This is a genomic window from Nonomuraea sp. NPDC050394, from assembly GCF_044459065.1.
GTDB lineage: Bacteria > Actinomycetota > Actinomycetes > Streptosporangiales > Streptosporangiaceae > Nonomuraea.
In genome coordinates this window covers 958,931-981,768 of sequence record NZ_JBITIO010000002.1, presented here as the reverse complement: position 1 = coordinate 981,768, position 22,838 = coordinate 958,931, and the positions used below count along the sequence as shown (strand labels likewise).

The window sequence follows — 22,838 nt, the reverse complement described above, 5'->3', positions numbered from 1 at the left end:
CATGGCACAGCGGTAGATCATGCTGCGGTTGCCAGGAAAGAGGGGGCTACGGGGTTGATTATGCGGCAGATAAACTGGTGGTCGTGACGCTGTCCGGCTGCAACGCCATCTGTCTCGGCGGGCCGTGCCATGGCGTGCTCGCCCACGTGGACCAGGACATCGGCATCCTGGACGTCCCCGTCCCGCGCGGCCGGCCGGACGAGCCCGAGCGGCGTGCCGGGTACCGGATCACTCGCGAACGGGTGCGCTACTGGGGTCAGGCCGAGCCGTACATCGCCCTGCACTGGGCGGGGCCGCCCTGATCTCTAGGCCCTCCCCGTGGACAGGTCGGCCGTGATCTGGTCGGCGCTGATCGGCTCGCTGGGCAGCGGGGTCGCCTCCTGCGGGCGCAGGCCGTCCAGGAGCGTGGTCAGCATGCGTGCGCGTACCACGTCGTTGAGCTGTCCGGAGACCGTCGGCAGCGGCCGGGTCAGGACGGCGAGGAACATCACCAGATCGGCCGCCCCCACGTCGTCGCGCAGCGCCCCTTCCGCGCGGGCCGCCGCGACCAGCGCCTCCAGGGCGTGCAGGAGTTCGGCGCGGGCCGTCAGGAACTGCGGGTCGGTCTCGACGTGGCCGCCGAGGATGGGCAGCATCGCCACGGCGCCCCGCTCGACCACCCGCGTGGCGAAGACCGTGAGCGCCCGCCGGGCGGTGGGCGCGGCCGCCAGGGTGCCGGCCGCCAGCGCGGCCATCTGGCCCATGTGCTCGAAGGCCACACATCTGATCAGCTCCAGGCGGGTGGGGAAGTGCCGGTAGAGCGTGGCGTTGCCCACGCCCGCCCGTTCGGCGATCTGGTCGAGCGGAGCCTCCGGACCCATCTCCAGGAAGGCCAGGTGCGCGGCGCGCAGGATCTGCTCCCTGTTGCGCCTGGCATCGGCGCGTAGCTCTTTCACGAACCGCTCCCTAACCGTGGACACTCTCCCCGGTTATGTTACAGTCCGAGCGAAACGGGGATTCTCTCCCCGCTTATTGAAGGAGTGAGATGGGATTCATCGCGAGAACCTCGCTCTCCTGCGTCGTGACCGGCGGCGGCCCGGCGGGCATGGTGCTCGGCCTGCTGCTGGCACGGTCGGGCGTGGAGGTGGCGGTGCTGGAGAAGTACCCCGACTTCCTGCGCGACTTCCGCGGCGACACGGTGCACGCCTCCACGCTCGGCCTGCTGGACCAGCTCGGCCTGGGCGAGCGGTTCGCACGGCTGCCGCAGCAACGCGAGCGGCGGCTGCACATGCGCTTCGACGACGGCGCCGTCATCGAGGACTTCACCCGCCTGCCCGGCCGCCACCAGCACATCGCGCTGGTGCCCCAGTGGGACTTCCTCAACCTGCTCGCCGAAGCCGCGAGCGCCGCACCGTCCTTCCACCTCGCGCGGAACGCCGAGGTGACCGACCTGATCACGACGGAGGGCCGGGTGGGCGGCGTGCGCTACCTGGACAAGGACACCGGCAGGACCCACCGCCTCGACGCGCCCCTGGTCGTGGCGGCGGACGGGCGCCACTCCACCGTGCGCCGCCTGCTCGGCCTGCGTCCGCGCGCCGCCACCGCCCCGCACGACTGCCTGTACGTACGCGTCCCGCGCGCCGACGGCGACCCGGACGGCACGACGCTGCGCTTCTCCTCCTCCGGCGGCCTCATCATGATCAACCGCGGTGACTACTGGCAGGTGGCGCTGCTGATCGGCAAGGGTACGGCCGACGCCGCACGGGCCGGCGACGCCGCCTGGGTACGCCGGACGATCGCGCGGCTGGCGCCGTACACGCGGGACCGGATGGCCGCGCTCGACCCGCGCGACATCGCGGCCCTGCGGATCCGCATCGACCGGCTGGACCGCTGGTGGACGCCCGGCGCGCTGCTGATCGGCGACGCCGCGCACGCCATGTCCCCGATCGCCGGCGTCGGCATCAACCTGGCCATCCAGGACGCGGTCGCGGCCGCCCGCATCCTGCTGCCCGCCCTGCGCCGTGGCCACGTCACCGACCGGGACCTGGCCCGCGTGCAACGGCGCCGCCAATGGCCGACCGCGCTCACCCAGCTCGCCCAGCGGCGGGCGCAGGAGAGCTTCGTGGCCGCCGGCCCCGGCACCGCCGACACCGGCGACGCGCCGCTGCGCGTCCCGCAGCCCCTGCGCACGCTGCGGCATTGGCCGGGTTTCCCGCACCTGTTCGGGCGTATGGTCGCGTTCGGCCTGCGCCCCGAGCGGCTGACCGGGCCGCTGGAGCCGCTGAGCCATGGGTAGCCGGGTGTTCGTCACGCTCAACGTGCTCGCGACGCTGGTGACCCTGGCGGTCTCGGTCCTCGTGATCGCCGACCCCGGCCTCGCGCTGCCCGCGGGGGCCGAGGTCACGCCGGGGGTGGAGGTGTTCGCGCGGGCCTGCGCGGTCCGGTCGCTGGCGGTCGGCGGCGCGCTGCTGGTGTCGCTGGCCCGTGGCGCGCACGGCGCGCTGACCGCGCTGCTGTGGGCGAGCGGGCTGATCCAGATGGGCGACGCCGCGATCCACGCGCTGAACGGCAGCCTCGCCGCCGTGTCCGCCGGGGTACTGGCGGCGGTGGCGTTCGGGTCGCTGTGGTGGCTACGCCGCCGCAATCCCGTGCGGCCTTTTGTTTTCCATAAAGAATTGTCGCGATAACCACGCCATTAGTGGAAAGAGTTCTGCGCGCGTTTTCGGTCGCCGGGCGGGGGTCATATTCCCTGGGCAGCCTGCGATTCGAAGGAGCTCTCACATGGCGGATGGGTTGAATACCGGGGACTCCGCGTGGGTGCTGGTGAGTTTCGCGATGGTGCTTCTCATGACGCCGGGCCTCGCGCTTTTCTACGGGGGCATGGTCCGCGCGAAGAATCTGATCAGCGTGCTGTACATGAGCTTCGTCTCCATCGCCGTGGTGACGGTGGTCTGGTTCCTGTACGGCTACGGCCTGGCGTTCGGCAGGGACCTGGGCGGGGCCGGGCTGATCGGCTGGGGCGACTGGGAGTTCTTCGAGATCAGCCCATCCGTCCCCTATGGCAGGATCCCGCTCTACGTCTACTCCCTCTTCCAGCTCGTCTTCGCGATCATCACACTCGCGCTGATCAGCGGCGCGGTGGCCAACCGGGTGCGGCTCGGACCGTGGATGGTCTTCGGCGTCGTCTGGATGACGCTGGTCTACGTGCCGATCGCGCATTGGGTCTTCTCCAAGGGCGGCTGGATCAACCGCTGGGGAGTGCTCGACTTCGCGGGTGGCCTGCTCGTCGAGCTGAATTCGGGGGTGGCGGGGCTGGCACTGGCGCTGGTGCTCGGCCCGTCGGTGCGCTTTCGCCGGGAAGGGCCGCCGCAGCCGAAGAACATCCCGATGGTGATGACCGGCATGGGCCTGTTGTGGTTCGGCTGGTTCGGGTTCAACGGCGGGTCGGCGCTGACGGACGGCGCCCTGGCGGCCAACGCCGTGACGAACACGATGATGTGCGCCTGCGTGGCGATGATCGTCTGGATGCTCCTCGAACGCCGGCGTTTCGGCCAGTTCTCCCGGCTGGGCGGCACCACCGGCGCGCTCGCCGGCCTGGTCGCGATCACGCCGGCCTGCGGGTACGTCAACCTCTTCGGCGCGACCGTCATCGGGATCGTGGCCGCCGTGGTCTGCGCGTACGCCGTGGAGATCAAGACGACCGCCGGCTACGACGACACCCTGGACGTCGTGGGCATTCACGGAGCGGGCGGCATCGTCGGCCTCGTGCTGCTCGGTTTCTTCGCCACCGGTCAATATGGGAGCCCGATCGCCGGACTGTTCTTCGGTGGCTCGATCGCCTTGCTCGGCAAGCAGATCGTCGCCATTCTCGCCGTCGGCGCCTATTCCTTCGTGCTGACGTTTCTCATCGGCAGGGCCGTGGACCGCCTTTTCCGGCTCCGCGCCAGCGCGAGCGAGCAGGCCGAGGGCCTCGACAGCGAACTCCGCATGGGCTGAACGTCACTGTTTGCGGGCCTGGGGCGCCGGTACGCCCAGCAGCAGGCGGCGCACGGCGTCCCAGACACCGTGGAAGGCGGCCAGGACCTCGGGGGAGCGCTCGCCGAGGAAACGAGCCCAGGCTCCCCGGCCTTCCGGCAGCACGCCCGCCCCTGCCCGCAGGCCGCAGCCCCTCAGCGCCTCGTGCATCGTGCCGGCGACCTCCTGCGCCGGATGGCTGCCGGTCACGACGTACAGGGTGGACACGACGCCGAAGCCCGCCATGACCGCAGGACCGTCCACCGGCATGTCTCCGGGGACCAGGCGCATCGGGTCGGCGAACAGGAGCCCGCCGCCGGGCTCGCGCACCTCCACGTCGGCGCAGTAGGCCGTGTACGCGTGCCGCTCACCCCTGGCGAGCCTGCCCGCCAGCATCGTCTCGCCCAGCACCACGGTCGCGCCGGCCGCCGCGGTGACCGCGGTCCGCTGGTAGTAGCGGCTGCCGGCGAAGGCGATGGCGGGATCGGGCAGGTACTCGAGGTAGCCGCCGGGGCCGACGTTCAGCTCGACCAGCTGCGTGGCGTAGTCGTGCTCCATCCGGTACAGCCGGGTGGCGCCCTGCGTGGTGAGATGCACCGACGCCCCGGCCTCGCAGGAGACGTCCACGCGGTAGCGATCGCCCTGAAGCACGCCGCCGCCGGACATCATGAGCATCACGTACGGCATGCCCGGCACAGCCGGGTCGTAGTAATGCGGCCGGGTGATGTGCAGCGGAGCCTTCTGGAAGTGCCCGGTCAGCTCCGTCCGCCCACCCACGCGCCGGAACGCCAGGTCCAGCACGCCGACCTTGCCGGGGCTGCCGACGGGCAGGGTGTCGAGCCCGCCGGAGTGGCGCCGGACCGGCTGGGGGATCCAGTCCGGCTGATAGCGCTCAGGGGCCAGCCGATCGGGTACGGCGCCGCCGCCGAGCGTCGTCACGCCGGAGCGGAGCACGCGGACCTCGCCCGGCTCTGGATGAGGTCGGCGACCTCACCGACCCCCGTGCCGGCCAGGCAGTCGGTCAGCGCGACCGGGCCGTCGCCGCGCACCATCCGCGCGTCCCGCTCCATGATCCCCAGGTCGGTGCGCACGTACGGGGCGATGTCGATCTTGTTGATGACCAGAAGATCGGAGTTCGTGGTGCCGGGACCGCGCTTGCGTGGCATCTTCTCGCCCTCGGCGGTGTCCAGCACGAAGATGAACATGTCGGCGAGCACCGGGCTGAAGGTCAGGGTCAGGTTGTCGCCGCCGCTCTCGTAGAACAGCAGGTCGATGTCGGGAAAGCGGTCCAGCAGGTCGGCGCCGGCCGCCAGGTTCATCGTCGGGTCGTCGCGGACCGCCGTGTGCGGGCAGGCGCCCGTCTCGACGCCCACGATCCGCCCGGGGTCGAGGATTCCCGCCAGCGTACGCCGTACGTGCTCGGCGTCCTCCTGGGTGTAGATGTCGTTGGTGATGACCCCGACGCTGTGGCCCCTGTCCCGCAGAATCGGGACGAGGGCCTCGATCAGCGCGGTCTTCCCCGAACCGACGGGGCCGCCGATCCCCACTTTGAAGACCTTCTCCAGTTCCATGCTCTCCGCCTTCTCGAGTAGTGGGTCAGGTGATGAACAGCCGGGCCGGCGCCCGCTGGTGCCCGGCCGCGACGGTGTCGGCGAGGGGAACCGAGCTGTGCAGGTCCCGCGGGTCTTCGGCGCCGAGCGCCGCCCGCGCGACAACCTCCAGATCCGGGCGTACGGCACGCAGCAGCCCCTGCGCACGACGGAAGTCGGTGCATCCCAGGCGGACCGCCGCCGTCACGTAGCTCGCGGCGAACGCGTACAGGTCGGCGGCCACGGCCCGCGCCTCGGCGACACCGAGACCCGCGTACAGGGCGCCCACGACCACGGCGTGACTGCCCGGCGTGGCCTTGGCGGCCACCAGCTCCGCCAGGCGCGCGGCCTCGGGGATCGGGAAGGCGAACGCGGCCGTGTCCAGGACCTGGCGTCCGGTGCGCACCGACGCCGTGCGCTGCTCCTGGACGAGCTTGGTCGCGTGCAGCCTGTGGTCGACCTCGGCCAGCCGTTCCCAGTCGTCCGCCCGGACCGCGCGGTGGGCCAGGACGAGCGCGGCGGCGTCCCCCGGTCCCACCATGTTGTGGAGCAGGTCGGTCAGCAGCTCGCGCAGGTCCTCCGGGCCCACGGGCCCCAGCTGGGTGTAGCCCTCCAGCCCGTGCGACAGCGTGTACATCCCGCTAGGGAAACCGGAGTCGGTCAGCTGGAGCTGGGCCAGCAGCGCGCCGAGGTCCTCGCTCACAGGAAGAACAGCCGGTTCAGCGGCAGCTTCTTGGCCGGTTCGATGTGCACGGGCTGCCCGTCGAAGGTCACCTTGTAGGTCTCGGGGTCGACGCGGATGTCGCCCAGCGTCGCGTTGCGCACCATGTGCCGCTTGTCGACGGTACGGCACTGCCGTACCGGACGGACCATGCGGCGCAGGCCGAGACGGTCGGGCACGCCGTCGTCGATGGCCGCGCCCGACAGGAAGGTGACGCACGTCGCCGCCAGCGCGCTGCCGTAGGCGGCGTACATCGGGCGGTAGTAGATGGGCTGCGGCGTCGGCAGCGAGGCGTTGGCGTCGCCCATCTGGGCCCAGCTGATCAGGCCGCCCTTGATGACCATCGTGGGCTTGGCCGCGAACGTGGACACCGGCCACAGGACGATGTCGGCGAGCTTGCCGTCCTCCAGTGAGCCGATGGTGTCGGCCATGCCCGAGACGCGCGCCGGGTTGATCGTGAGCTTGGCCAGGTAGCGCAGGACCCGGAAGTTGTCGTTGCGCGCGGAGTCCTCGGGCAGCGGGCCGCGCTTGTCCTTGCAGTGGTGGGCGACCTGGAAGGCGCGGGTGAACGACTCGCCGATGCGGCCCATGGCCTGGGAGTCGGAGCCGATGATGCTGATGATGCCCAGGTCGTGCAGGACGGTTTCGGCGGAGATGGTCTCGGCGCGCACGCGGCTCTCGGCGAACGCCACGTCCTCAGGCACGTCGTAGCTGAGGTGGTGGCAGACCATCGTCATGTCGAGCAGCTCGTCGATCGAGTTGACCGTGTACGGCAGCGTCGGGTTGGTCGAGGCCGGGCAGACGTTCGGCTCCCCGGTCACCCGGAGGATGTCGGGGGCGTGGCCGCCGCCGGCGCCCTCGGAGTGGTAGGTGTGGATCGCGCGCCCGTTGATGGCGCTGATCGTGTCCTCGACGAACCCGGCCTCGTTGAGCGTGTCGGTGTGCACGGTGATCTGGATGTCGAGCTGGTCGGCGACCGATAGCGCGCAGTCGATCACCGCGGGCGTGGCCCCCCAGTCCTCGTGGACCTTCAGCCCGCAGGCCCCCGCCCGGATCTGCTCCTCCAGCGCTCCCGGCAGGCTGCTGTTGCCCTTGCCGAGCACGCCGATGTTGATCGGGATGTTCTCGAAGGCCTGCAGCATGCGGCCGATGTTCCAGGCGCCGGGGGTGGTGGTGCAGCCGCGGCTGCCGTCCGCGGGGCCCGTGCCGCCGGCGACCAGGGTGGTGACTCCGTTGCTGAGCGCGTTCTCGACCTGCTGGGGCGCGATGAGATGCACGTGGGTGTCGATCCCGCCGGCGGTGGCGATGAGGTTCTCGCCGGAGATCACCTCGGTGTTGGCACTGATGACCAGGCGGCGGTCGACGCCGTTCTGGGTGTGCGGGTTGCCGGACTTGCCCACCCCGACGATCCTCCCGTCCTTGACGCCGATGTCGCCCTTGACGACCCCCAGGACGGGATCGACGATCACCGCGTTGGTGATCACCAGGTCGAGGGCGACGGCTCCGCCGGTGGCGGGGTCGGCGGCCATGCCGTCCCGGGCGGTCTTGCCCCCGCCGTACTGCGACTCGTCGCCGTAGTGGCCCTCGGTGTAGTCCTTCTCCACCTCGACGACCAGGTTGGTGTCGCCGAGCCGGATCCGGTCGCCCACGGTCGGGCCGTACATGGACGCGTACCGCCGGCGGCTCATGCTGGTCATGCGGCTCAGCCCTTCTTCCTGGTCTTGGCGGGCTTCTTGCCGGTCTTGGCGGGTGCCGGTTCCGGCTCGTCGAGGTAGCCGCGCTCGCGCATGCGCCTGAGCGCCTCCCGGTGCGCGTCGCGGCTGCGGACGCCGCCGTTGAGCAGGCCGCCGAATCCCACGATGCGCCGGCCGCCGCCGTACTCGACGAGGGTGACCCGTTTGGTGTCGCCGGCCTCGAAGCGGACGGCGGTCCCGGCCGGGATGTCCAGGCGGGTGCCGAACGCCTGCTCGCGATCGAAGCTCAGGGCCCGGTTCACCTCGAAGAAGTGGAAGTGCGAGCCGATCTGGACGGCGCGGTCGCCGGTGTTGCGCACGGTGAGCGTCACCCGGGCCTGGCCGGCGTTCAGCTCGATGTCGCCCTTGCCGTAGATGTATGGATCATCCGACATGAGTGTGTGTCTCCTCGTGGGTGTGGGTGTGTGGCATCGGTTCGGCCAGGCCGTCGTCGCGATGCCCGCTCCAGCGATGCTCGGCCTCCGTGGCGCGCCGGTGGATGAGCGCGATGAGCGAGGCGCGTCCGAGGAGGGGCCCTGCCGTCCGCGTCCCGGGCCGGGCGGGCACCGGGACGAAGGAGGCGGGCACCAGCACGATCTCCCCGGCGCCCAGCAGCCGGCAGCGCTCGACGCCCTCGTCCACGTCGGGATCGCCGCCGCTCAGCGCGACCTCGACCCAGCGGACCGGGGTAAACTGCCGAACGAGCCGGGCGATCTTGAACAGCTCGGCGTCGGGCTCGGGCCCGATCGCGGGCGCCACCAGCAGGACGGCGGACGCCGGGGTGAGCTTCGCGTGGACGACCGCGGCCCGCAGCCAGCCGACCAGGTGACCGGTGCCGGCCAGCGGCCGGGCCAGGAGCAGTTCCCCGTCCGCCCGCCCGCGCGCCGCCCAGCGCAGGGCCTGCGCGGCCACGCCGGGAAGGTCCGGATCGCGGCCCAGCGTCATCGGCACGACCACGGCCGGGCGCCGGGGGATCGCCGAGCGCAGCTCGCGATCCACGGCGCAGACCCTGGGCGCGTCCGGGCCGAGCAGCTCCGGCAGGCAGCGGCCGCCGAGGCTCTCGGCCCCCGCCGCGAGCAGGATCTCGTGGCCCGGCACCGTCATTGCGCGCCGACCGGATCGTGGCAGGACACCAGCTTGGTGCCGTCGTCGAAAACCGCCTCGACCTGCAGGAGCGAGAGCATCCCGCGCACCCCCGGCAGCACGTCGTCCGGGCCGATGACCTTCTTGCCGAGCTCCATGCACTCGGCGACCGACCTGCCGTCCCGCGCCGCCTCGACGACCGCGCAGCTGATCAGCGCGACCGTCTCCGGATAGTTGAGCTTCAGACCGCGATCCTTGCGCTGCCGCGCCAGCTGCGCCGCGGTGAAAAGCAGCAGCTTCTCCATTTCCCTGGGGGTGAGATTCATGAGAGTTCCTTTCTGAACGGGTCACGCGTCACGTGCGCGCGATCCTGGAGAACATCGGCACAGCCGCCAGGAACGTCCACGTCACCAGCACGAACGGCCAGGTCAGGGTGTGGCCTCCGGCCACCGCGAACAGGTTGCCGACCCCGGCCGTGAGTCCGGCCGCGCCCACCACGCCGATCAGTGCGTAAGCGGCGCTCACGGGCGTGGCCACGACGAACGTGCCGGACAGCGCGACCCCGGTCAGCACGGAGTTGTAGCCGTAGAGCCCGGCCCCCAGATCGGCCGCCTGAGCACCCAGCACCCAGCCCGTGAGCAGCCCGGCCACACTGGACACGAGCGCCACCAGCCCCACCCGCCAGCCGGCGACCACCAGCCCGGCCAGGAAGATGAGGCCCACGTACCACTGATCCTGGAGAAAGACCTGGCCGATCCCGCTGAACGTGCCCCGCCACAGGTGGTCCCAGCTCATGCCGGTGCCCGGAGCGGTCGCGGACGGCGCCGCCGTACTGACCTGCCGGGCCCAGACCCTGCTGAAGGAGGATCCCCCGACCACCATCACCGTCGTGATCACGCAGAAGGGCGCGGTCAGGCCCGGCAGCCCGTACGGCTTCAGCAGCACGTTGAGCGCCGAGGTGAGAACGCCGCCCGCGACCGCACCGAAGATCACGAGCAGGACGGTCATCCAGCCGACGTCGAAGTAGAGGGTCAGCCCCACCCCGATCAGCGCCCCGCTGAACCCCTCCAGGCCGGGCGCCACCCGTTCGCTCCACGGGACGCCCAGCAGATGGGCGGTGAGCGTGGCGGTCACCGTGCCCAGCAGCCCGAACACCCCGAACCGCCAGCCGCCCGCGAACAACGCGGCCAGGAACACCAGCCCCACCCAGGGATTCGGCTGGAAGACGACCTGGGCGACACCCTTGAGGATCACCCGCGGCAGGTCGTCGCGCGGTATCCGAGATGTCCCCGATGACATGAACCCAGCCGTTCCCGCCGCTACCGGATGTGACGCCGGGCCCCTCCTGCGAAAGGGCGCGACACCTTGGCATCTATCCCTGACAGAAAGGAGAAAAGACCAAGGACGGCCATCGACTGGACAAATTCCTCTTGGCCGCCATCGCGCGTCATGGACTGAGATGCCCGGCAACGCGCCTGAGCCGCCGAGACTCGCCCCGGACCTCGCTGATCAAGCGGCAGACCAATGTGCAGCGAGGATGTCCCGTTCACTCGGAAGCCTGGAGCGCACGGTCATGAAGTACACCGTCTCGATCGAGATCGCCCTGCCGCGGGAGAGGGTGGTCCAGTTGCTCGCCGACCCCGTACACCTGCCGATGTGGCTGCGGGGTCTGGTGCTGCACGAGCCGCTGAGTGGGGTGCACGGGCGGGTCGGTACCAAGTCGCGGGTCGTGATGCGGGCGGGGCGGCAGGAGTTCGAGGGCACCGAGACCATCACGCGCCGGGAGTCGGCGGATCTGCGCGAGATCCCGATGGGGAGCGTCGTTCACTTCGACCGCGAGATCGTCGGCGAGGGCATGTGGAGCGCTGTTCGCGAGCGGCTGACCGAAGCCGGTCCGGAGACGACGCTCTGGGTGAGCGAGAGCGAGTACCGGTTCAGCGGCGTGCTGATGCGGCTGGTGGGGCTCCTGATGCCCGGCGCCTTCCGCAAGCAGTCGCGACAGCACATGCAGGACTTCAAGGCGTTCGCCGAGCTGGGAAAGGACGTCCGCGAAGCGAAGGACTGATCTGCTCGCGGACGTGACTCACCGTGGCCGGCAAGGCCCTCCAGCACCCGATCCGCGACCCTTTGACATCGGGGCTCAAACCCGGAAGCCACGGATTAAAGTCAGCATTCCCTGGCGTGATGGTGCAGCCTATTTCAGACATTCAGCCGCGGCTTCCCCCGTTCAGTCTCGCCGCAGGAAAACCACAGCCCGGTCTTCCTGGCGATGGGGACCATTCCGGCGTCGCCTTCGCGATGCCAGCATGTATTCATGGTGGATCCAAGTGTGGTTCCCGCCCTGGTCACCGTTGGCGGCACGTTTCTCGGAGCTCTCACTGCGTTCGCAGGAGTTGCTCTCACGAACCGGGCGAATCGCTATCGAGAGGAGCGCCAAGCAGAAAGGCAGTCCGCCGAGCGACGCGAACAGGAGCGCTACAAGGGCGCAGCCGAACTCTTAAGCAGCGTCTCGCGGTTATGCACATTGCTCGACATCACAGCGCAACGACCATGGGGGGACATGAACGTCCATCTGGCCGAGATCAAGGCCCAGGCTCCGGCTGTCGTCGCACAGGCCAGCCAAGTCGCACTCTTATGGCCAGGTCCTGTTGCTCATGCCGCCCGGGAACTGGGCAGAGAGATGCAGGACCTGGTCAAGGAGGTGCTGCTGTCGGTGCAACTGAGGTATGGAGTCGATGGTGACCTGCTCAGCGGGGAGTTTGTCACGCGTGCCGACTTCAGGACGTTGGAAGCGAAAATCGATCACTTCTACCAGATCGCCGCTGCGGCCGCCACTTCCTACGACGTAGCTTCAGCTGCTGAGGCCGGCGTCCCTGGCCGGGTCGGCAAGCTGAAGCGCCTGTTTGCGGTGCGTGGGAGGCAGCGAAACGGGAGCGGAAAGAGCGCTGCGGGCTAGCGCCGCAGGCTCGTCCACGGCTCCCTGCCGGGCTCGCACCCGCGCGGCGAAAAGCAGCACGAGCCCGTGGTCGGGGGCATCGGCGAGCGCGGAACGCAGATCATTCTCTCCTTCGTCGCCCCTCCCCAAGGAAGACAGCGCCAGAGCGCGGGCGGCTCGGGCAAGCGGCGGCCGGTAGCCGCGCACGTGGTTGAGGTCCGCCAGTGCCGCATCGGCTTCGCCGAGGTCGGCCAGCATCTCGCCTCTTGTCCGCATCGCTTGAGAGGCCGTGGCGTCCATCGCCAGCGCTCCGCTGAGAATGGCTCGCGCAGGCTCGGGCAGGCCGATCAGCCACAACGTTCTGCCGAGCTGGATCTGCAACGACAGGTCGTTCGGCAGCCGATCGGCGGCCGAGCGCATGACCGCCATGGCCTCCGAGCTGTGTGCCTCGTGCACCAGTAGCGCCCCGCTGACGGCTGCGAGCAGCCAGGCGACCGCCGCGGTGTTCTGCAACGTCTCAAAGAGCTTGGCGGCATCACGATAGTGGCCGGCCGCTTCCATGTGCTCCCGGCGCGCGAAGGCGAGGTTGCCGCGCAGAGTCTCAGCGGCAGCGAGTAGCCGTGCGTCATTCTCGTAGCCGAGGCGCGCGCTGATGGCAAGCCGCCGTTCTGCCTCGTCCAGCTGACCCTTTCCGAAGGCGATCACCGCGGAGTCGATATGCCTGCGCAGGGTGGCCGGCCTAGGTGAAACGAGGTTCGCGCCGCCCAGCCGTCTGAGCGGTTCGGCCAGCCGGTCGTGCTGCAACCGCCAGACGAACCTGGGCCCGTGCGGCTCGACCTTGAGCAAATGAGCATCCACGAGCAGCCGGAGGGCGGCGCTGGGAATGCCCTCGGCTTCGGATTCGTCCAGCGCCGCCGGCTCGGCGGCGGGTCCGGCGAAGTGCTGCCGGAGCCAGGAGGCAACGAAGGACGGGTGGAGACCGGAGCTGTCTGCGGCATCTTGGATCACTTCGCCGCAGAAGGTGATCAAGCACTGGTCGAGGTTGGCATGCTCGTACATGTCCGCCCATGTGATCGCCTCGACGTCGTCGGGCAGTGCCTCCCACAAGCGCGAGCAGGCGACCTGGAGCAGGACGGGCTCGACGGGGCCGGATCCGCCTGCGAGGTCGCCGACGAATTCCTCGGCGACGTCGCTCGCGAACCATTTGCCCGTACCGCGCAACGGCAGCGTCACAGCGTCGAGTGCCGCGTCCGCCTCAAGTGGCCCGAGAGATTGAATCTCCACCGGTCCGAGGTGAGCCCGCAGCATGGGCAGACGTTCGTCGCGGACGGCGAGCAGCAGCCGCAGGTGGGGAAACGAGGTCAAGGCTTGGTCCACCTGGGCGAAGAACTCCTCCCGGTGCGGCTTCCACGTGCGCGGACCCTCGAACAGCTCTTCGGCCTGGTCGATGCAGATCAACAGGGGTGCGGGCGGCCCGAAGAGACTGGTGTGATCGTCTTGCCTGGACAGGAACTCGGTCAGGGTCACACCGGCAAGGCGATTCGCGGGTATCGCCGGAGACCACGTGGTCAGCAGGGCCAGTACATACGGATTGAATTCGGACAGTGCGGCACTGGGAAAGACGGAACGCTGTGCGACGCGCCCCGGCGGCAGCACGTGCGCGGTACGTCGGCTGACCGTGGGGAGCACGCCGGCCTGAAGGAGACTGGTTTTGCCCACTCCGGAGGGACCATGCAGGATCACCGGCCGCTCCGCCGACCACCAAACGTTCGTCAGCATGGACGACTCGGCCGCGCGTCCGAAGAACCTTGGCTCCTCCCTCGCACGAAAAGGGCGCAAACCAACGTAAGGGGCTTGCTCGACATCGTTTGCCATTTGGTTAAATGGATTAAAAACCATGACTTGCCCTTGATGTCGCCATCATGAAGGCAAGTGAAATCGCGCCAATCGCGCAGGACATAGACATTCGGGCACACTTTGCGGTTGGGTTTCGACGAAGGCCGGGATCGCCCGAATGCGGGCACGCGGCTCCTAGGTGATGCGTCTCGGATTCTCCGGGGTTCGATTCTGATCCCATAAGCAGTGCCTGTCGTGGGCGAGTGGTTGGCCTGGCGGGACGATCAGGTTATAGGCTCGAATCGTGGCCGAGTTGCGATTCGGATTCTCCTATGGCTAGGGCTCGAAGGAGGGTTCGCCCAAAGACTGAGAGATCTGTACTAGCCGTCTCTTTGAGTGCAGCACGGTCGGCAGCCGACAAATCGGACAAGGCTCCGCTAATGGTGTAGGCGCCACCGGGTTCTGCGCGCTGCTGCTGTCCTGTCAAGCACGTCACCTTCCTCTTCTAATGTCCTGCGGGGTAAGAGTGTAGGGTCCATACTCCTGTCAGGATCTCTCTCGATCAAGGTGTTGCCTAGGTGTGCAGGGTAGCCAAGTACTGTCCCGGGGGCTGGGAAGTGGAATCCGGGGTAGGTCCTGGCGTGGTGGCCGTCTTTGCGGGCGGCATCCCGGCCGCGAAGGTGCTGTCCGATATGTCTGAAGCGACGAAGTCCTGATCTCGGCCCTTGAAATACCGCTTAGGATTATCGCACCGGAAGGGGAGGGGTCATGGTGGCGACGGATGCGCACCGGCCGAAGGTTTGGGGTAAGAGGGTTCCACCCCGATTGAAGAACTTCACGGGGCGTGACGACCTCCTAGAGGGCTTGCGTGACAAGCTTTCGACCGCTGTCACCGCGGTACTTCCGCATGCCCTGCACGGTATGGGCGGCGTGGGTAAGACGCAGATCGCCGTCGAATACGCCTACCGGTATCAATCCGAATATGATCTCGTGTGGTGGGTCTCCGCCGACAGGCCCGAGCTCATCAACGCCTCGCTGGCCGCCCTCGCCCCCTATCTCGGCCTGGAGGGCGTCAAGGCCCAAGGCATCGACGACGCGGCCAACACCGTCCTCAACGCGCTGCGCACCGGTGAGCCCTTCGAGCGCTGGCTTGTCATCTTCGACAATGCGCATCAACCTGACGAGGTCAACGACCTTATTCCGCACGGCTCCGGGCATGTCATCATCACCTCGCGTAATCAGGAGTGGCAGGACGCCGCCGACACCATCTCCGTCGATGTCTTCACCCGCAGGGAGAGTGTGGAGTTTCTGCGAAAGCGCGTCCCTAAAGGGATGACCGACGCCGAGGCCGGCAGGCTGGCCCAGGAACTCGGTGACCTCCCTCTGGCGCTGGAGCAGGCGGGTGCCATGCAGGCGCTGGTCGGCATGTCGGTCGACGAATACCTCGCTCTGCTGGAAAAGCAGATGATGGTCGTGCTCGACATACACAAGCCGCGCGAATATCCACGCTCCATGACCGCCGCCTGGCGGCTGTCGGTCTCGCAATTGGGTGAACAACTCCCGGAAGCGGTCGACCTTCTTCGCTGCTGTGCCTTCTTCGGATCGGAGCCTATTCCGCGCGAGGTCTTCCGGAGGGGAAGCCCGGTTCCGGGTGATCGGCTGTCGAGAGTGCTCGACGATCCCATTCTTCACAGTCGCGCGATCCGCCTGATTGGCAATCTCGCTCTCGCGAAGATCGATGCCGGTAGGCGTACTCTCCAGGTTCACCGCCTCATTCAGTCTCTGCTTCGGGCTGAGCTCAGCAAAGAGGATCAGGAATACTTCCGCCATACCGTCCACCTGCTTCTGGAGAGCGCCGCTCCCGATGATCCCGACGTGGAAGGAAACTGGCCTCGCTACAGTGAGCTGATCGCTCATGTCACCGCCGCCTCCCTCGAGACCTGCCAAATTCCGGAAGTGCGCGCATTCGCCAACAAATCCATCCGCTATCTGCACCGCGCCGGCGACTGGAAAACGGCCAGCACCTTCGCCGATAGATTCATCGAACGGTGGACCACCGACTCGGGTGCTGACGATCCGGACGTCATCTTCGCCCGCAGACACCTCGGCAACGTCCTGCGCGAGCTGGGGCGATTCTCCGAGGCCTACGAGAACGACAAGGATGCCCTTGAGATCGCTCGGCGGGTGCTTGGCCCCGACGACCCCCGAACGCTCATGTTGGCCAACCAATTCGCCGCTGACCTCCGAGCACAAGGCGACTTCGTCGGCGCGCTACGGCAGGACGAGGACACGCTTCACCGCTACGAGCATGTATACGGGCACAATGCCTCGCAAACACTCCGCATGGTGAACAATCTGGCCCTGGACGTGGGTCTGGTGAGCCGCTACTTCGACGCTCGCGAGCTGCAACTCAAAGCCTACGACGGGCTCAAGACGACGAAGGGCGTCACCGCCGTCTCCCTTCTGATCGCATGGAATAACCTCGCCCGCCTGGTGAGGCTATGCGGCGACTACGCCGCCGCGTGCGACCTTGGAGAAGACGCCTACGACTACGCCGTCGGTGAACTCGGGGCCGACCATGTCCGGACGCTGCACATCGCCAAGGATCGTGCGATAGCGCTGCGCCGCCACGGTGACTATGATCTGGCACTTGAAATCGCAGAAAGCGTCTACGAACGCTGTCTGCGTCTACTCGGCGAGGACCAGCCCGATACCTTGGCCGCGGCCATGAACCTGGTTAATATTCTGCGCACGACCGGAAGCATCACCACAGCGTTCAGCCTGGCGCGGGGCACGATGGACCTTTATGCACGGGTATACGGCGAGGATCATCCGTACACCCACGGCTGTGTGGGCAACCTCGCGCTGTTGCACCGGGTGCGAGGCGACGCGCTCACGGCGTCCAGGCTCAATGAGAAGAGTTTGGCCCGGCTTGACGCCAAGCTCACCCGTGACCACCATTACTCGCTAACCCTCGCCACCAATCTCGCCAACGACCAGGCAGTGCTCGGCAACCTCGATCAGGCTCGCACCCTCTGCCAGGACACTCTGGACCGGGCGCGCGTGGTGCTGGGTGAGGAGCATCCTCTCGCACTGGGCAATGCGGCGAACCTGGTAGGCATCATGCGCAGACAGGGCGACGACGAGGGCGCTGAGACGCTCGCAGGAACCACGTTCGAGACCTACGATCGCCTGCTCGGCGTCCATCACCCCGACACGATTGTGGCCAAGGAGATTCGTCCTCTCGACTTCGACTTCGACCCGCCACCGATGTAGCCCGATTACCCATGCATCCCCCTTCCGGTTCTCCCGGATGAGGTGCTGATCAGCGTCTGGGAAGTTGTTTCGCTATTCGGTGGCACCGTCATTCTTATTGATGTGGCCGAGCCGTCCAATGATGTCAGCCGTAAGGACATCCTCGATGTGCGTGATCAACCAATACAGATCACGGCAATAGACGGATGGGTTGGCGAATCCACTGCCCGCACGATAGCGGTGCGCGTACAGGCCGCCGCCGCAGGTGCGGCGGATTCGGCAGGAACGGCACGTCGCCGCTAAGGCGGCTCCGCCGATCTGGCGAGCGATCACTATGGGAAGGGCCAGCGCGTCGTCGAAGGAATGATGTGTCACGTTCAGACCGGTAGCGCCTGCGCCTGGATAGGCTGATTTGAGGATGTCTGACTGCTCAATGGAACCGTCGGTCTCGACCACGGCGATTGTCACCGGACTCAGTCCTATTGCCTCGCTATTGGTCACGCCACCGAGCAGCACATGCATGATCTCCTCGAAAAGGCGGATCTGTGTTTCTCGTTGTGGCGCGTGGTACCAGCGGTCGAACACGGCGGTGAGCCACCGGCCGTAGGGAACATCGGTCGAGTCCGGATCGCGGCCAGGTGGAGGAGACGACCAGTTTCCGTGCGGCAGAAGGAAGTTCAGGGATGGGGGGTGGAAGGCCAGGAGGGCTTCATAGGTTTCGAGCGGATCGTTGCGTAGATCGATGGTGCAGAGCAGGCCTCTGTAGAGGTGCCTGAGGGGCCCCATGAGGTGCTTGAGCGCTTGCGTGGCAGCGGCATGGCTGCCGCGGCCGCCATGGTTTCGGCGGTGCCGATCATGTGCGCTCGCGGTGCCGTCAAGACTGACGCCGACCTTGACGTCCAGCTGCTCGAACAGGGTGAAGAACCCGTCGTTCAATAAGGTCGCATTGGTCTGCGTGAACATCCTTATGTGAGTGCCGGGTCCGGCCTGCAGGCGGATGGCGGTGACGAGATGTTCGATGGCATCGGTACCGGCGAGTAATGGCTCGCCGCCATGCAGTACCACGTCGGCGGACGTGTGAGCGTGACGCTGAAGGTGCTCTGCGATCCGGGCGGCCGTCCGCTCCGCCACGGTTGGAGACATGCGGATGGGGCGATCGAGCCAGCTCTGATCGGCCATCTCGTACACATAGCAGTAGTCGCAGGCGAGATTGCATCGTCCGTGAACCTTGAGGATGAACTCGCGGAACGGCGTCGGAGCCCATCCGGTATCCCGCAAGGCCTCAACGTCCATTGTGGCCGGCCATTCTGCCTCATATTGTTGTGGCCCGATCCTTGCGCCTGCTGTCACGCGTAATCAGCTCCGCAGGAAGATATCGCGATTGCGCCGCTCAGTTCGAATGTAACTGGATTTACGTGGAATCGCCAACCCTCGTAGAAACTTGGAAGGCATATTGCTGAGGGAAGCCCCATGGACCGTTGGCGCTTTAGCCGGAGGGGCCCGGACGTCTAGGGGCGACAGCTCTGAGGAACCTGGCAGATTTCAGGCCATCGGCTATGTGGGCTGATGAAAGTCTGGAAGAGGTCAGTACGCGACGAGGAGTCGTAGGCAGCAGCGGGGGAGACGGAGGGAATCCACACGCGCCCAGGCGCGAGGCCTTTCAGAGGTACAGGCCGGTGGGTTCGGCGGTGGCGGCCGGGGCCAGGGCGGTGCCGTTGCGCTTGGCGTACAGTTCGGCCAGGGTGGCGCCCTCCGGGCCGATGCCGTCCTGGGTGCCCAGCCATGAGGTCGCTTCCGCGTGTGACAAGGCGCCGACCTCGATCTGGGCCAGGCAGCGGCCGGGCCGTACCACCGCGGGATGCAGACGCGCGAGGTCCTCGTTCGTGGTGATCGCGACCAGCACGTCGCGGCCCTGTCCCAGCAGGCCGTCGGTCAGGTTGAGCAGGCGCGACAGGCCCTGGCCCGTCATCTCCTTCGCGCCGGAGCGGATGAGCTCGTCGCAGTCCTCCAGCACCAGCAGGCGCCAGCGGGAGCTGCCCTCGTCGTCTTCCTGGTCGTAGCCGACGGCGACCTCCATGAGGTAGCCGGGCTCGGCGAACAGGTGCTCCGGGTCCAGGACGCAGTCGACCTGGCACCATTCGCGCCACTGGCCGGCGAGCGTGCGCAGGAGCGTCGTCTTGCCGGTGCCGGGCGGGCCGTGGAGCAGGACCAGGCGGCCCGTCACCTCCGCGGGGGTGACGGCCATCAGGGCGTCTATGGAGGTACGGGCGGTGCCGGAGTAGTTGCCGGAGATCTCCGACCAGGCCTGCGTGGTGATCGGCTTCTCGGAGCGGTGGCCGCCGTGCGGGCCGCGCCACCAGAAGCCCATGCGGCTGTGGTCGTCGGTCGGCTCGGGCTCCTCCGCGCCGTCGGTGCACTCCCGCAGCACCGAGCGGGCCAGGTCCTCGCTGACGGCGGTGACGGAGACGGTGGCGGTGCGGTTGCGATGGCGTACGACGCGCAGCGTCCAGCCTTCACCGGTGACCAGGCGCGACTCGGTGCCCTCCTCGACCTTCGCGGTGCGTACCACCTTGCCGGTGGAGGGCTGCAGGGCGGCGTCGGGGCGTACGCGCTCCAGCTCTGCCTGCCGTGACCACGGCTGGGTGCCGGTGGCGAACGGGGACAGGGCGAGAGCGTCGATGACGTCGATGGCCGAATCGGCGTCGTCGAGCCACAGGTTCATGGGCAGGCCGGATGACATGAGCTCAATGATCCAGGTCAGCGCCATCCGGTGTCGAAGGATTTTGCGGGAAATAGCGGTATACCACTATCTTCGGGGGATGACCGACCTGCTCCTGCGCGATGCCCGGATCTGGGGCTCCGACGCGCTCACCGACCTGCTCATCCGCGACGGCGCCGTCGCCGCCGTCGGCACGGACCTGGCCGCCGGCGGCGTGCCCGTGGAGGGGCTCGGCGGCCGGCTGCTGCTGCCCGGGTTCGTGGACGCGCACGCGCACGTCGACAAGACCATGTGGGGTGGCCCCTGGGTTCCGCACGACGCCGGGCCCGGCCTCATGGGCAAGATCCGCAACGGCGTCGAGGCCCGCCCCGCGCTCGGCCTGCCCAGCGCCGACTACATCACCGCGCTCCTGCAGCAGATGGTCGTCTCCGGCACCACCCACGCCCGTTCGCACGTGGACGTCGACACCGCCATGGGCCTGGCCGCGGTCGAGGCGGTACGCGAGGCCGTGGCCCGTCTCGACGGCCGCATCACCGTGGACCTGGTCGCGTTCCCGCAGGCCGGCCTGCTCACCGCCCCCGGCACCGCCGACCTCATGGACGAGGCACTCGCCGCCGGCGTCGGGCTCGTCGGCGGCATCGACCCCGCGGGGCTGGAGAACGCCCCCGTCGAGCACCTCGACGTGGTCTTCGGCCTGGCCGAGAAGCACGGCGCCGGCGTCGACATCCACCTGCACGACGGCGGCCCGCTGGGCGTGTGGCAGTACGACCTGATCATCGAGCGCACCCTGGCGCTCGGCATGCGCGGCAAGGTCACCATCTCCCACGGCTACGCGCTGGGCGAGATGCCCGCCGACGTCCAGGCCCGCGTGATCGCCCGGCTGGCCGAGGCGGGCGTCTCGCTCGCCACCGTCGCGCCCGCGAGCGCCCCGCCGCTGCCCCTCACGGCCCTGCGCGCGGCGGGGGTCGCGGTCGGCGCGGGCAATGACGGGGTACGCGACCTGTGGAGCCCCTACGGCAACGGGGACATGCTGGAGCGGGCACTGTTCCTGGCCCAGCGCAGCCGGTTCGTCCGCGACGAGGAGATCGAGATCGCCCTGGAGGCCGCGACCCTGGGCGGCGCCCGCGTCACGGGCCGGCGCGCCGGGTTCGCGGTGGGGGACCCGGGCGACTTCGTGGCGGTGAACGCCCGCACCCCGGCCGAGGCGGTGTGCGTACGCCCGGCCAGGTCCCTGGTCGTCAAGTCCGGCCGGGTCGTCGCCCGCGAGGGGCGCCTGGTGTGATCGGCCGGTGTGATCAGCCGGTGTGATCAGCTGGTGTGATCAGCGCCGCCGCAGGTCGCCGGTCTGGGTGACCATGTCGTTGCCCGGCACGTCCCGCCACTTGTAGGCCAGGACCTCGCCGTTGAGCGTGAGCCAGATCGTGCCCGGGATGCACCCGCCAGAGGAGGCGCCCAAGCTGAAGATCAGCGTCCTGCCCTCGATCTTGGTCAGCGGGATGGTCGCGGCACACTCGGACTGCGAGTCCTTCTCGGTCCAGGCCGCCGTGGTCGCGCCGGCCTTGAGCGTGACCGAGTTGATGGAGCCGTCGGTGTCCAGGAAGTTGGTCGACTCGGTGTGACCGGCCCAGGAGCCCGCGAAGTCCTTCGGAATCTTGACATTTCCGGACTTGACCGGGGTGGGCGGATCGCTCGTGGGCTCCTGCTCCGACGGCCGCGTGGTGGCCGGCGACGAGACCTCGGCCGTGGACGACGGCGGGGGCGTGGTGGAACGTGCCGACCACCGGCTGTCCGGGCCCTGGTTCAGCAGGAAGACGGCGGTCCCGCCCGCGGCCAGGGCGGCCACGGCGGCGATCCCGCCCAGGAGCACTCCGCGCCTGCGGTCGCGTGGCGAGCTCTGCGTGGTCAGCGCCGGTGACTGCGGGCCCGTCAGGTGGGCCGCGCCCTGCGTTCCGGAAACAGGTCCGGTGTACGGCACGCCGGAAACAGGTCCGGTGTACGGCACGCCGGAAACCGGTCCGGTGTACGGCACGCCGGAAACCGGACCGGTGTACGGCACGCCGGAACCACCGGACCCCCGGCCCCCGAAACCCGGACCCCCTGCGGGCATGCCGAACCCCGGTGCGCCAGGAGCGGGTCCGTGGGGGAGGGGGAAGGCCGGGGCGGCCTTCGGGTCCACCAGGGCGACCATCAGGTCCCTGGCCCCCGGACGGCCCGCCGGGTCCTTGGACAGGGCGGCGGCGATCGGGCCGCGCAGCCGTTCGGGAAGAAGGGACAGGTCGGGTTCGGCGAACAGGACGCGCTGCATCGCCGCGGGCACCGTCTCCGCGCCGAACGGGCTGATCCCGGTCGCCGCGAACACCATCGTCGCCCCCCAGGCGAAGACGTCGGAGGCGGGCGAGGCGGGCGTGCCGTTGATCTGCTCGGGCGACAGGTACGCGGGGGTCCCGATCAGGCCGGAGGTCATCGTGGCCGCCCCTTCGGCGCGGGCGATGCCGAAGTCGACCACCCGCGGCCCGTCCGGCCCCAGCAGCACGTTGGCGGGCTTGAAGTCGCGGTGCACGATGCCGGCCGAGTGGATGGCGGTCAGGGCGGTGGCCGTACCGACGACCAGGCGCTCGAGGTCGCCGTCGCGCAGCGGGCCGAGCGAGCGCACGCGGTCGGCGAGGGAGGGCCCGTCCACGAACTCGCTCACCACGTACGGCCGCGAGCCCGACACCGACACGTCGAGCACCCGGGCGGTGCAGAAGGAGGCGATGCCCTCCATCGCCTGGAGTTCGCGGGCCAGGCGGGCGCGGGTGACCGGGTCCCCGGTGCTGAGGAGTTTCACGGCGACCTGCCCGCCGGAGCGGGTGCGGGCGAGGTACACGATCCCCTGGCCGCCCTCGCCGAGTCGGGCGTCGAGGACGTAATCGCCCAAAGTCTCCGGATCGCCTGGTGTCAGGGGGGTCACCATGGCCGATACGTTACCGGTCGG

The 22,838-nt window shown here is 68.6% G+C and carries 20 protein-coding genes and 1 pseudogene; 8 read left to right on the top strand and 13 right to left on the bottom strand.

What is annotated here, in order from left to right; translation table 11 throughout:
• Window positions 1-83 precede the first annotated feature (83 nt).
• On the top strand, window positions 84-302 hold the full coding sequence (locus ACIBKY_RS12540; RefSeq protein WP_397096761.1) for a hypothetical protein: 219 nt from the start codon (window positions 84-86) through the stop codon (window positions 300-302).
• Between the two features lie 3 nt (window positions 303-305).
• Here ACIBKY_RS12540 and ACIBKY_RS12535 read toward each other — a convergent pair whose 3' ends face one another.
• A complete protein-coding gene (locus ACIBKY_RS12535; protein ID WP_397096760.1) occupies window positions 306-935 on the bottom strand; it encodes a TetR/AcrR family transcriptional regulator in 630 nt (209 codons plus the stop codon).
• 89 nt (window positions 936-1,024) lie between these two features.
• Here ACIBKY_RS12535 and ACIBKY_RS12530 point away from each other — a divergent pair, with 89 nt between their 5' ends.
• The 3 genes from ACIBKY_RS12530 (at window position 1,025) to ACIBKY_RS12520 (ending at window position 3,975) form a co-directional block, all read left to right on the top strand.
• Complete coding sequence (locus tag ACIBKY_RS12530; protein WP_397096759.1) at window positions 1,025-2,275, top strand: FAD-dependent oxidoreductase; 1,251 nt, start codon at window positions 1,025-1,027, stop codon at window positions 2,273-2,275.
• The gene (locus ACIBKY_RS12525) at window positions 2,268-2,666 is read left to right on the top strand and encodes a hypothetical protein (protein ID WP_397096758.1); all 399 of its coding nucleotides are present in this window, start codon (window positions 2,268-2,270) and stop codon (window positions 2,664-2,666) included. The genes ACIBKY_RS12530 and ACIBKY_RS12525 overlap by 8 nt, the downstream gene beginning before the upstream one ends.
• Window positions 2,667-2,760: 94 nt before the next feature.
• Window positions 2,761-3,975, top strand: a complete 1,215-nt coding sequence (locus ACIBKY_RS12520) for an ammonium transporter (RefSeq protein ID WP_397096757.1) — start codon at window positions 2,761-2,763, stop codon at window positions 3,973-3,975.
• A 3-nt stretch (window positions 3,976-3,978) separates the two neighbouring features.
• Here ACIBKY_RS12520 and ACIBKY_RS12515 read toward each other — a convergent pair whose 3' ends face one another.
• The 8 genes and pseudogenes from ACIBKY_RS12515 to ACIBKY_RS12480 all read right to left on the bottom strand — a co-directional run bounded on the left by ACIBKY_RS12515 (window position 3,979) and on the right by ACIBKY_RS12480 (window position 10,373).
• The gene (locus ACIBKY_RS12515; protein ID WP_397096756.1) at window positions 3,979-4,947 is read right to left on the bottom strand and encodes an urease accessory protein UreD; all 969 of its coding nucleotides are present in this window, start codon (window positions 4,945-4,947) and stop codon (window positions 3,979-3,981) included.
• On the bottom strand, window positions 4,929-5,564 hold the full coding sequence (ureG, locus tag ACIBKY_RS12510; RefSeq protein ID WP_397096755.1) for an urease accessory protein UreG: 636 nt from the start codon (window positions 5,562-5,564) through the stop codon (window positions 4,929-4,931). The genes ACIBKY_RS12515 and ureG overlap by 19 nt, the downstream gene beginning before the upstream one ends.
• A 25-nt stretch (window positions 5,565-5,589) precedes the next feature.
• Window positions 5,590-6,285 (bottom strand): urease accessory protein UreF, encoded by a 696-nt coding sequence (locus tag ACIBKY_RS12505; RefSeq protein ID WP_397096754.1) that lies wholly within the window; start codon window positions 6,283-6,285, stop codon window positions 5,590-5,592.
• On the bottom strand, window positions 6,282-8,000 hold the full coding sequence (gene ureC, locus ACIBKY_RS12500) for an urease subunit alpha (protein WP_397096753.1): 1,719 nt from the start codon (window positions 7,998-8,000) through the stop codon (window positions 6,282-6,284). The genes ACIBKY_RS12505 and ureC overlap by 4 nt, the downstream gene beginning before the upstream one ends.
• Before the next feature lie 134 nt (window positions 8,001-8,134).
• Window positions 8,135-8,431: pseudogene (gene ureB / locus ACIBKY_RS12495) on the bottom strand (urease subunit beta); the annotation flags it as partial.
• Complete coding sequence (locus tag ACIBKY_RS12490) at window positions 8,421-9,140, bottom strand: sirohydrochlorin chelatase (protein ID WP_397096752.1); 720 nt, start codon at window positions 9,138-9,140, stop codon at window positions 8,421-8,423. The gene ACIBKY_RS12490 and the pseudogene ureB, both read right to left, overlap by 11 nt.
• A complete protein-coding gene (locus ACIBKY_RS12485) occupies window positions 9,137-9,445 on the bottom strand; it encodes an urease subunit gamma (RefSeq protein WP_379617326.1) in 309 nt (102 codons plus the stop codon). The genes ACIBKY_RS12490 and ACIBKY_RS12485 overlap by 4 nt, the downstream gene beginning before the upstream one ends.
• Before the next feature lie 28 nt (window positions 9,446-9,473).
• Window positions 9,474-10,373, bottom strand: a complete 900-nt coding sequence (locus tag ACIBKY_RS12480; RefSeq protein ID WP_397096751.1) for an urea transporter — start codon at window positions 10,371-10,373, stop codon at window positions 9,474-9,476.
• Window positions 10,374-10,656: 283 nt separating this feature from the next.
• Between ACIBKY_RS12480 and ACIBKY_RS12475 the strand changes: the two genes are divergently transcribed.
• Both ACIBKY_RS12475 and ACIBKY_RS12470 read left to right on the top strand, forming a co-directional pair.
• Window positions 10,657-11,184, top strand: coding sequence for an SRPBCC family protein (locus tag ACIBKY_RS12475; protein WP_397096750.1), 528 nt, complete (start codon window positions 10,657-10,659; stop codon window positions 11,182-11,184).
• Window positions 11,185-11,433: 249 nt separating this feature from the next.
• Window positions 11,434-12,075 (top strand): hypothetical protein, encoded by a 642-nt coding sequence (locus ACIBKY_RS12470; protein ID WP_397096749.1) that lies wholly within the window; start codon window positions 11,434-11,436, stop codon window positions 12,073-12,075.
• On the opposite strand, the gene ACIBKY_RS12465 is transcribed toward ACIBKY_RS12470, so the two are convergent.
• Complete coding sequence (locus tag ACIBKY_RS12465; RefSeq protein WP_397096748.1) at window positions 11,971-13,929, bottom strand: hypothetical protein; 1,959 nt, start codon at window positions 13,927-13,929, stop codon at window positions 11,971-11,973. The genes ACIBKY_RS12470 and ACIBKY_RS12465 overlap by 105 nt on opposite strands.
• 729 nt (window positions 13,930-14,658) lie before the next feature.
• Here ACIBKY_RS12465 and fxsT point away from each other — a divergent pair.
• Entirely contained in the window at window positions 14,659-17,166 is a 2,508-nt protein-coding gene (fxsT, locus tag ACIBKY_RS12460) for an FxSxx-COOH system tetratricopeptide repeat protein (RefSeq protein ID WP_397096747.1), read from the top strand.
• Between the two features lie 72 nt (window positions 17,167-17,238).
• Here the strand turns inward: fxsT and ACIBKY_RS12455 are convergent, their stop codons facing one another.
• Complete coding sequence (locus tag ACIBKY_RS12455) at window positions 17,239-18,438, bottom strand: FxsB family cyclophane-forming radical SAM/SPASM peptide maturase (RefSeq protein WP_397096746.1); 1,200 nt, start codon at window positions 18,436-18,438, stop codon at window positions 17,239-17,241.
• Window positions 18,439-18,805: 367 nt separating this feature from the next.
• Window positions 18,806-19,885 carry a DUF5925 domain-containing protein gene (locus tag ACIBKY_RS12450; protein ID WP_397096745.1) on the bottom strand — a complete coding sequence of 360 codons (1,080 nt, stop codon included), beginning with the start codon at window positions 19,883-19,885 and terminating at the stop codon, window positions 18,806-18,808.
• A 79-nt stretch (window positions 19,886-19,964) separates the two neighbouring features.
• On the opposite strand from ACIBKY_RS12450, the gene ACIBKY_RS12445 reads away from it, so the two are divergent.
• Window positions 19,965-21,146, top strand: coding sequence for an amidohydrolase (locus ACIBKY_RS12445; protein WP_397096744.1), 1,182 nt, complete (start codon window positions 19,965-19,967; stop codon window positions 21,144-21,146).
• Between the two features lie 39 nt (window positions 21,147-21,185).
• Here ACIBKY_RS12445 and ACIBKY_RS12440 read toward each other — a convergent pair whose 3' ends face one another.
• Window positions 21,186-22,817 carry a protein kinase gene (locus ACIBKY_RS12440; protein ID WP_397096743.1) on the bottom strand — a complete coding sequence of 544 codons (1,632 nt, stop codon included), beginning with the start codon at window positions 22,815-22,817 and terminating at the stop codon, window positions 21,186-21,188.
• Window positions 22,818-22,838: the final 21 nt, after the last annotated feature.

Coding starts and splice junctions, on each gene's coding strand:
- ureC (WP_397096753.1), bottom strand. CDS start 8,000: ATGACCAGCATGAGCCGCCGGCGGTACGCGTCCATGTACGGCCCGACC.
- ACIBKY_RS12475 (WP_397096750.1), top strand. CDS start 10,657: ATGTCCCGTTCACTCGGAAGCCTGGAGCGCACGGTCATGAAGTACACC.
- ureG (WP_397096755.1), bottom strand. CDS start 5,564: ATGGAACTGGAGAAGGTCTTCAAAGTGGGGATCGGCGGCCCCGTCGGT.
- ACIBKY_RS12445 (WP_397096744.1), top strand. CDS start 19,965: ATGACCGACCTGCTCCTGCGCGATGCCCGGATCTGGGGCTCCGACGCG.
- ACIBKY_RS12440 (WP_397096743.1), bottom strand. CDS start 22,817: ATGGTGACCCCCCTGACACCAGGCGATCCGGAGACTTTGGGCGATTAC.
- ACIBKY_RS12465 (WP_397096748.1), bottom strand. CDS start 13,929: ATGGCAAACGATGTCGAGCAAGCCCCTTACGTTGGTTTGCGCCCTTTT.
- ACIBKY_RS12455 (WP_397096746.1), bottom strand. CDS start 18,438: ATGGACGTTGAGGCCTTGCGGGATACCGGATGGGCTCCGACGCCGTTC.
- ACIBKY_RS12530 (WP_397096759.1), top strand. CDS start 1,025: ATGGGATTCATCGCGAGAACCTCGCTCTCCTGCGTCGTGACCGGCGGC.
- ACIBKY_RS12520 (WP_397096757.1), top strand. CDS start 2,761: ATGGCGGATGGGTTGAATACCGGGGACTCCGCGTGGGTGCTGGTGAGT.
- ACIBKY_RS12490 (WP_397096752.1), bottom strand. CDS start 9,140: ATGACGGTGCCGGGCCACGAGATCCTGCTCGCGGCGGGGGCCGAGAGC.
- ACIBKY_RS12485 (WP_379617326.1), bottom strand. CDS start 9,445: ATGAATCTCACCCCCAGGGAAATGGAGAAGCTGCTGCTTTTCACCGCG.
- ACIBKY_RS12470 (WP_397096749.1), top strand. CDS start 11,434: ATGGTGGATCCAAGTGTGGTTCCCGCCCTGGTCACCGTTGGCGGCACG.
- fxsT (WP_397096747.1), top strand. CDS start 14,659: ATGGTGGCGACGGATGCGCACCGGCCGAAGGTTTGGGGTAAGAGGGTT.
- ACIBKY_RS12450 (WP_397096745.1), bottom strand. CDS start 19,885: ATGTCATCCGGCCTGCCCATGAACCTGTGGCTCGACGACGCCGATTCG.
- ACIBKY_RS12525 (WP_397096758.1), top strand. CDS start 2,268: ATGGGTAGCCGGGTGTTCGTCACGCTCAACGTGCTCGCGACGCTGGTG.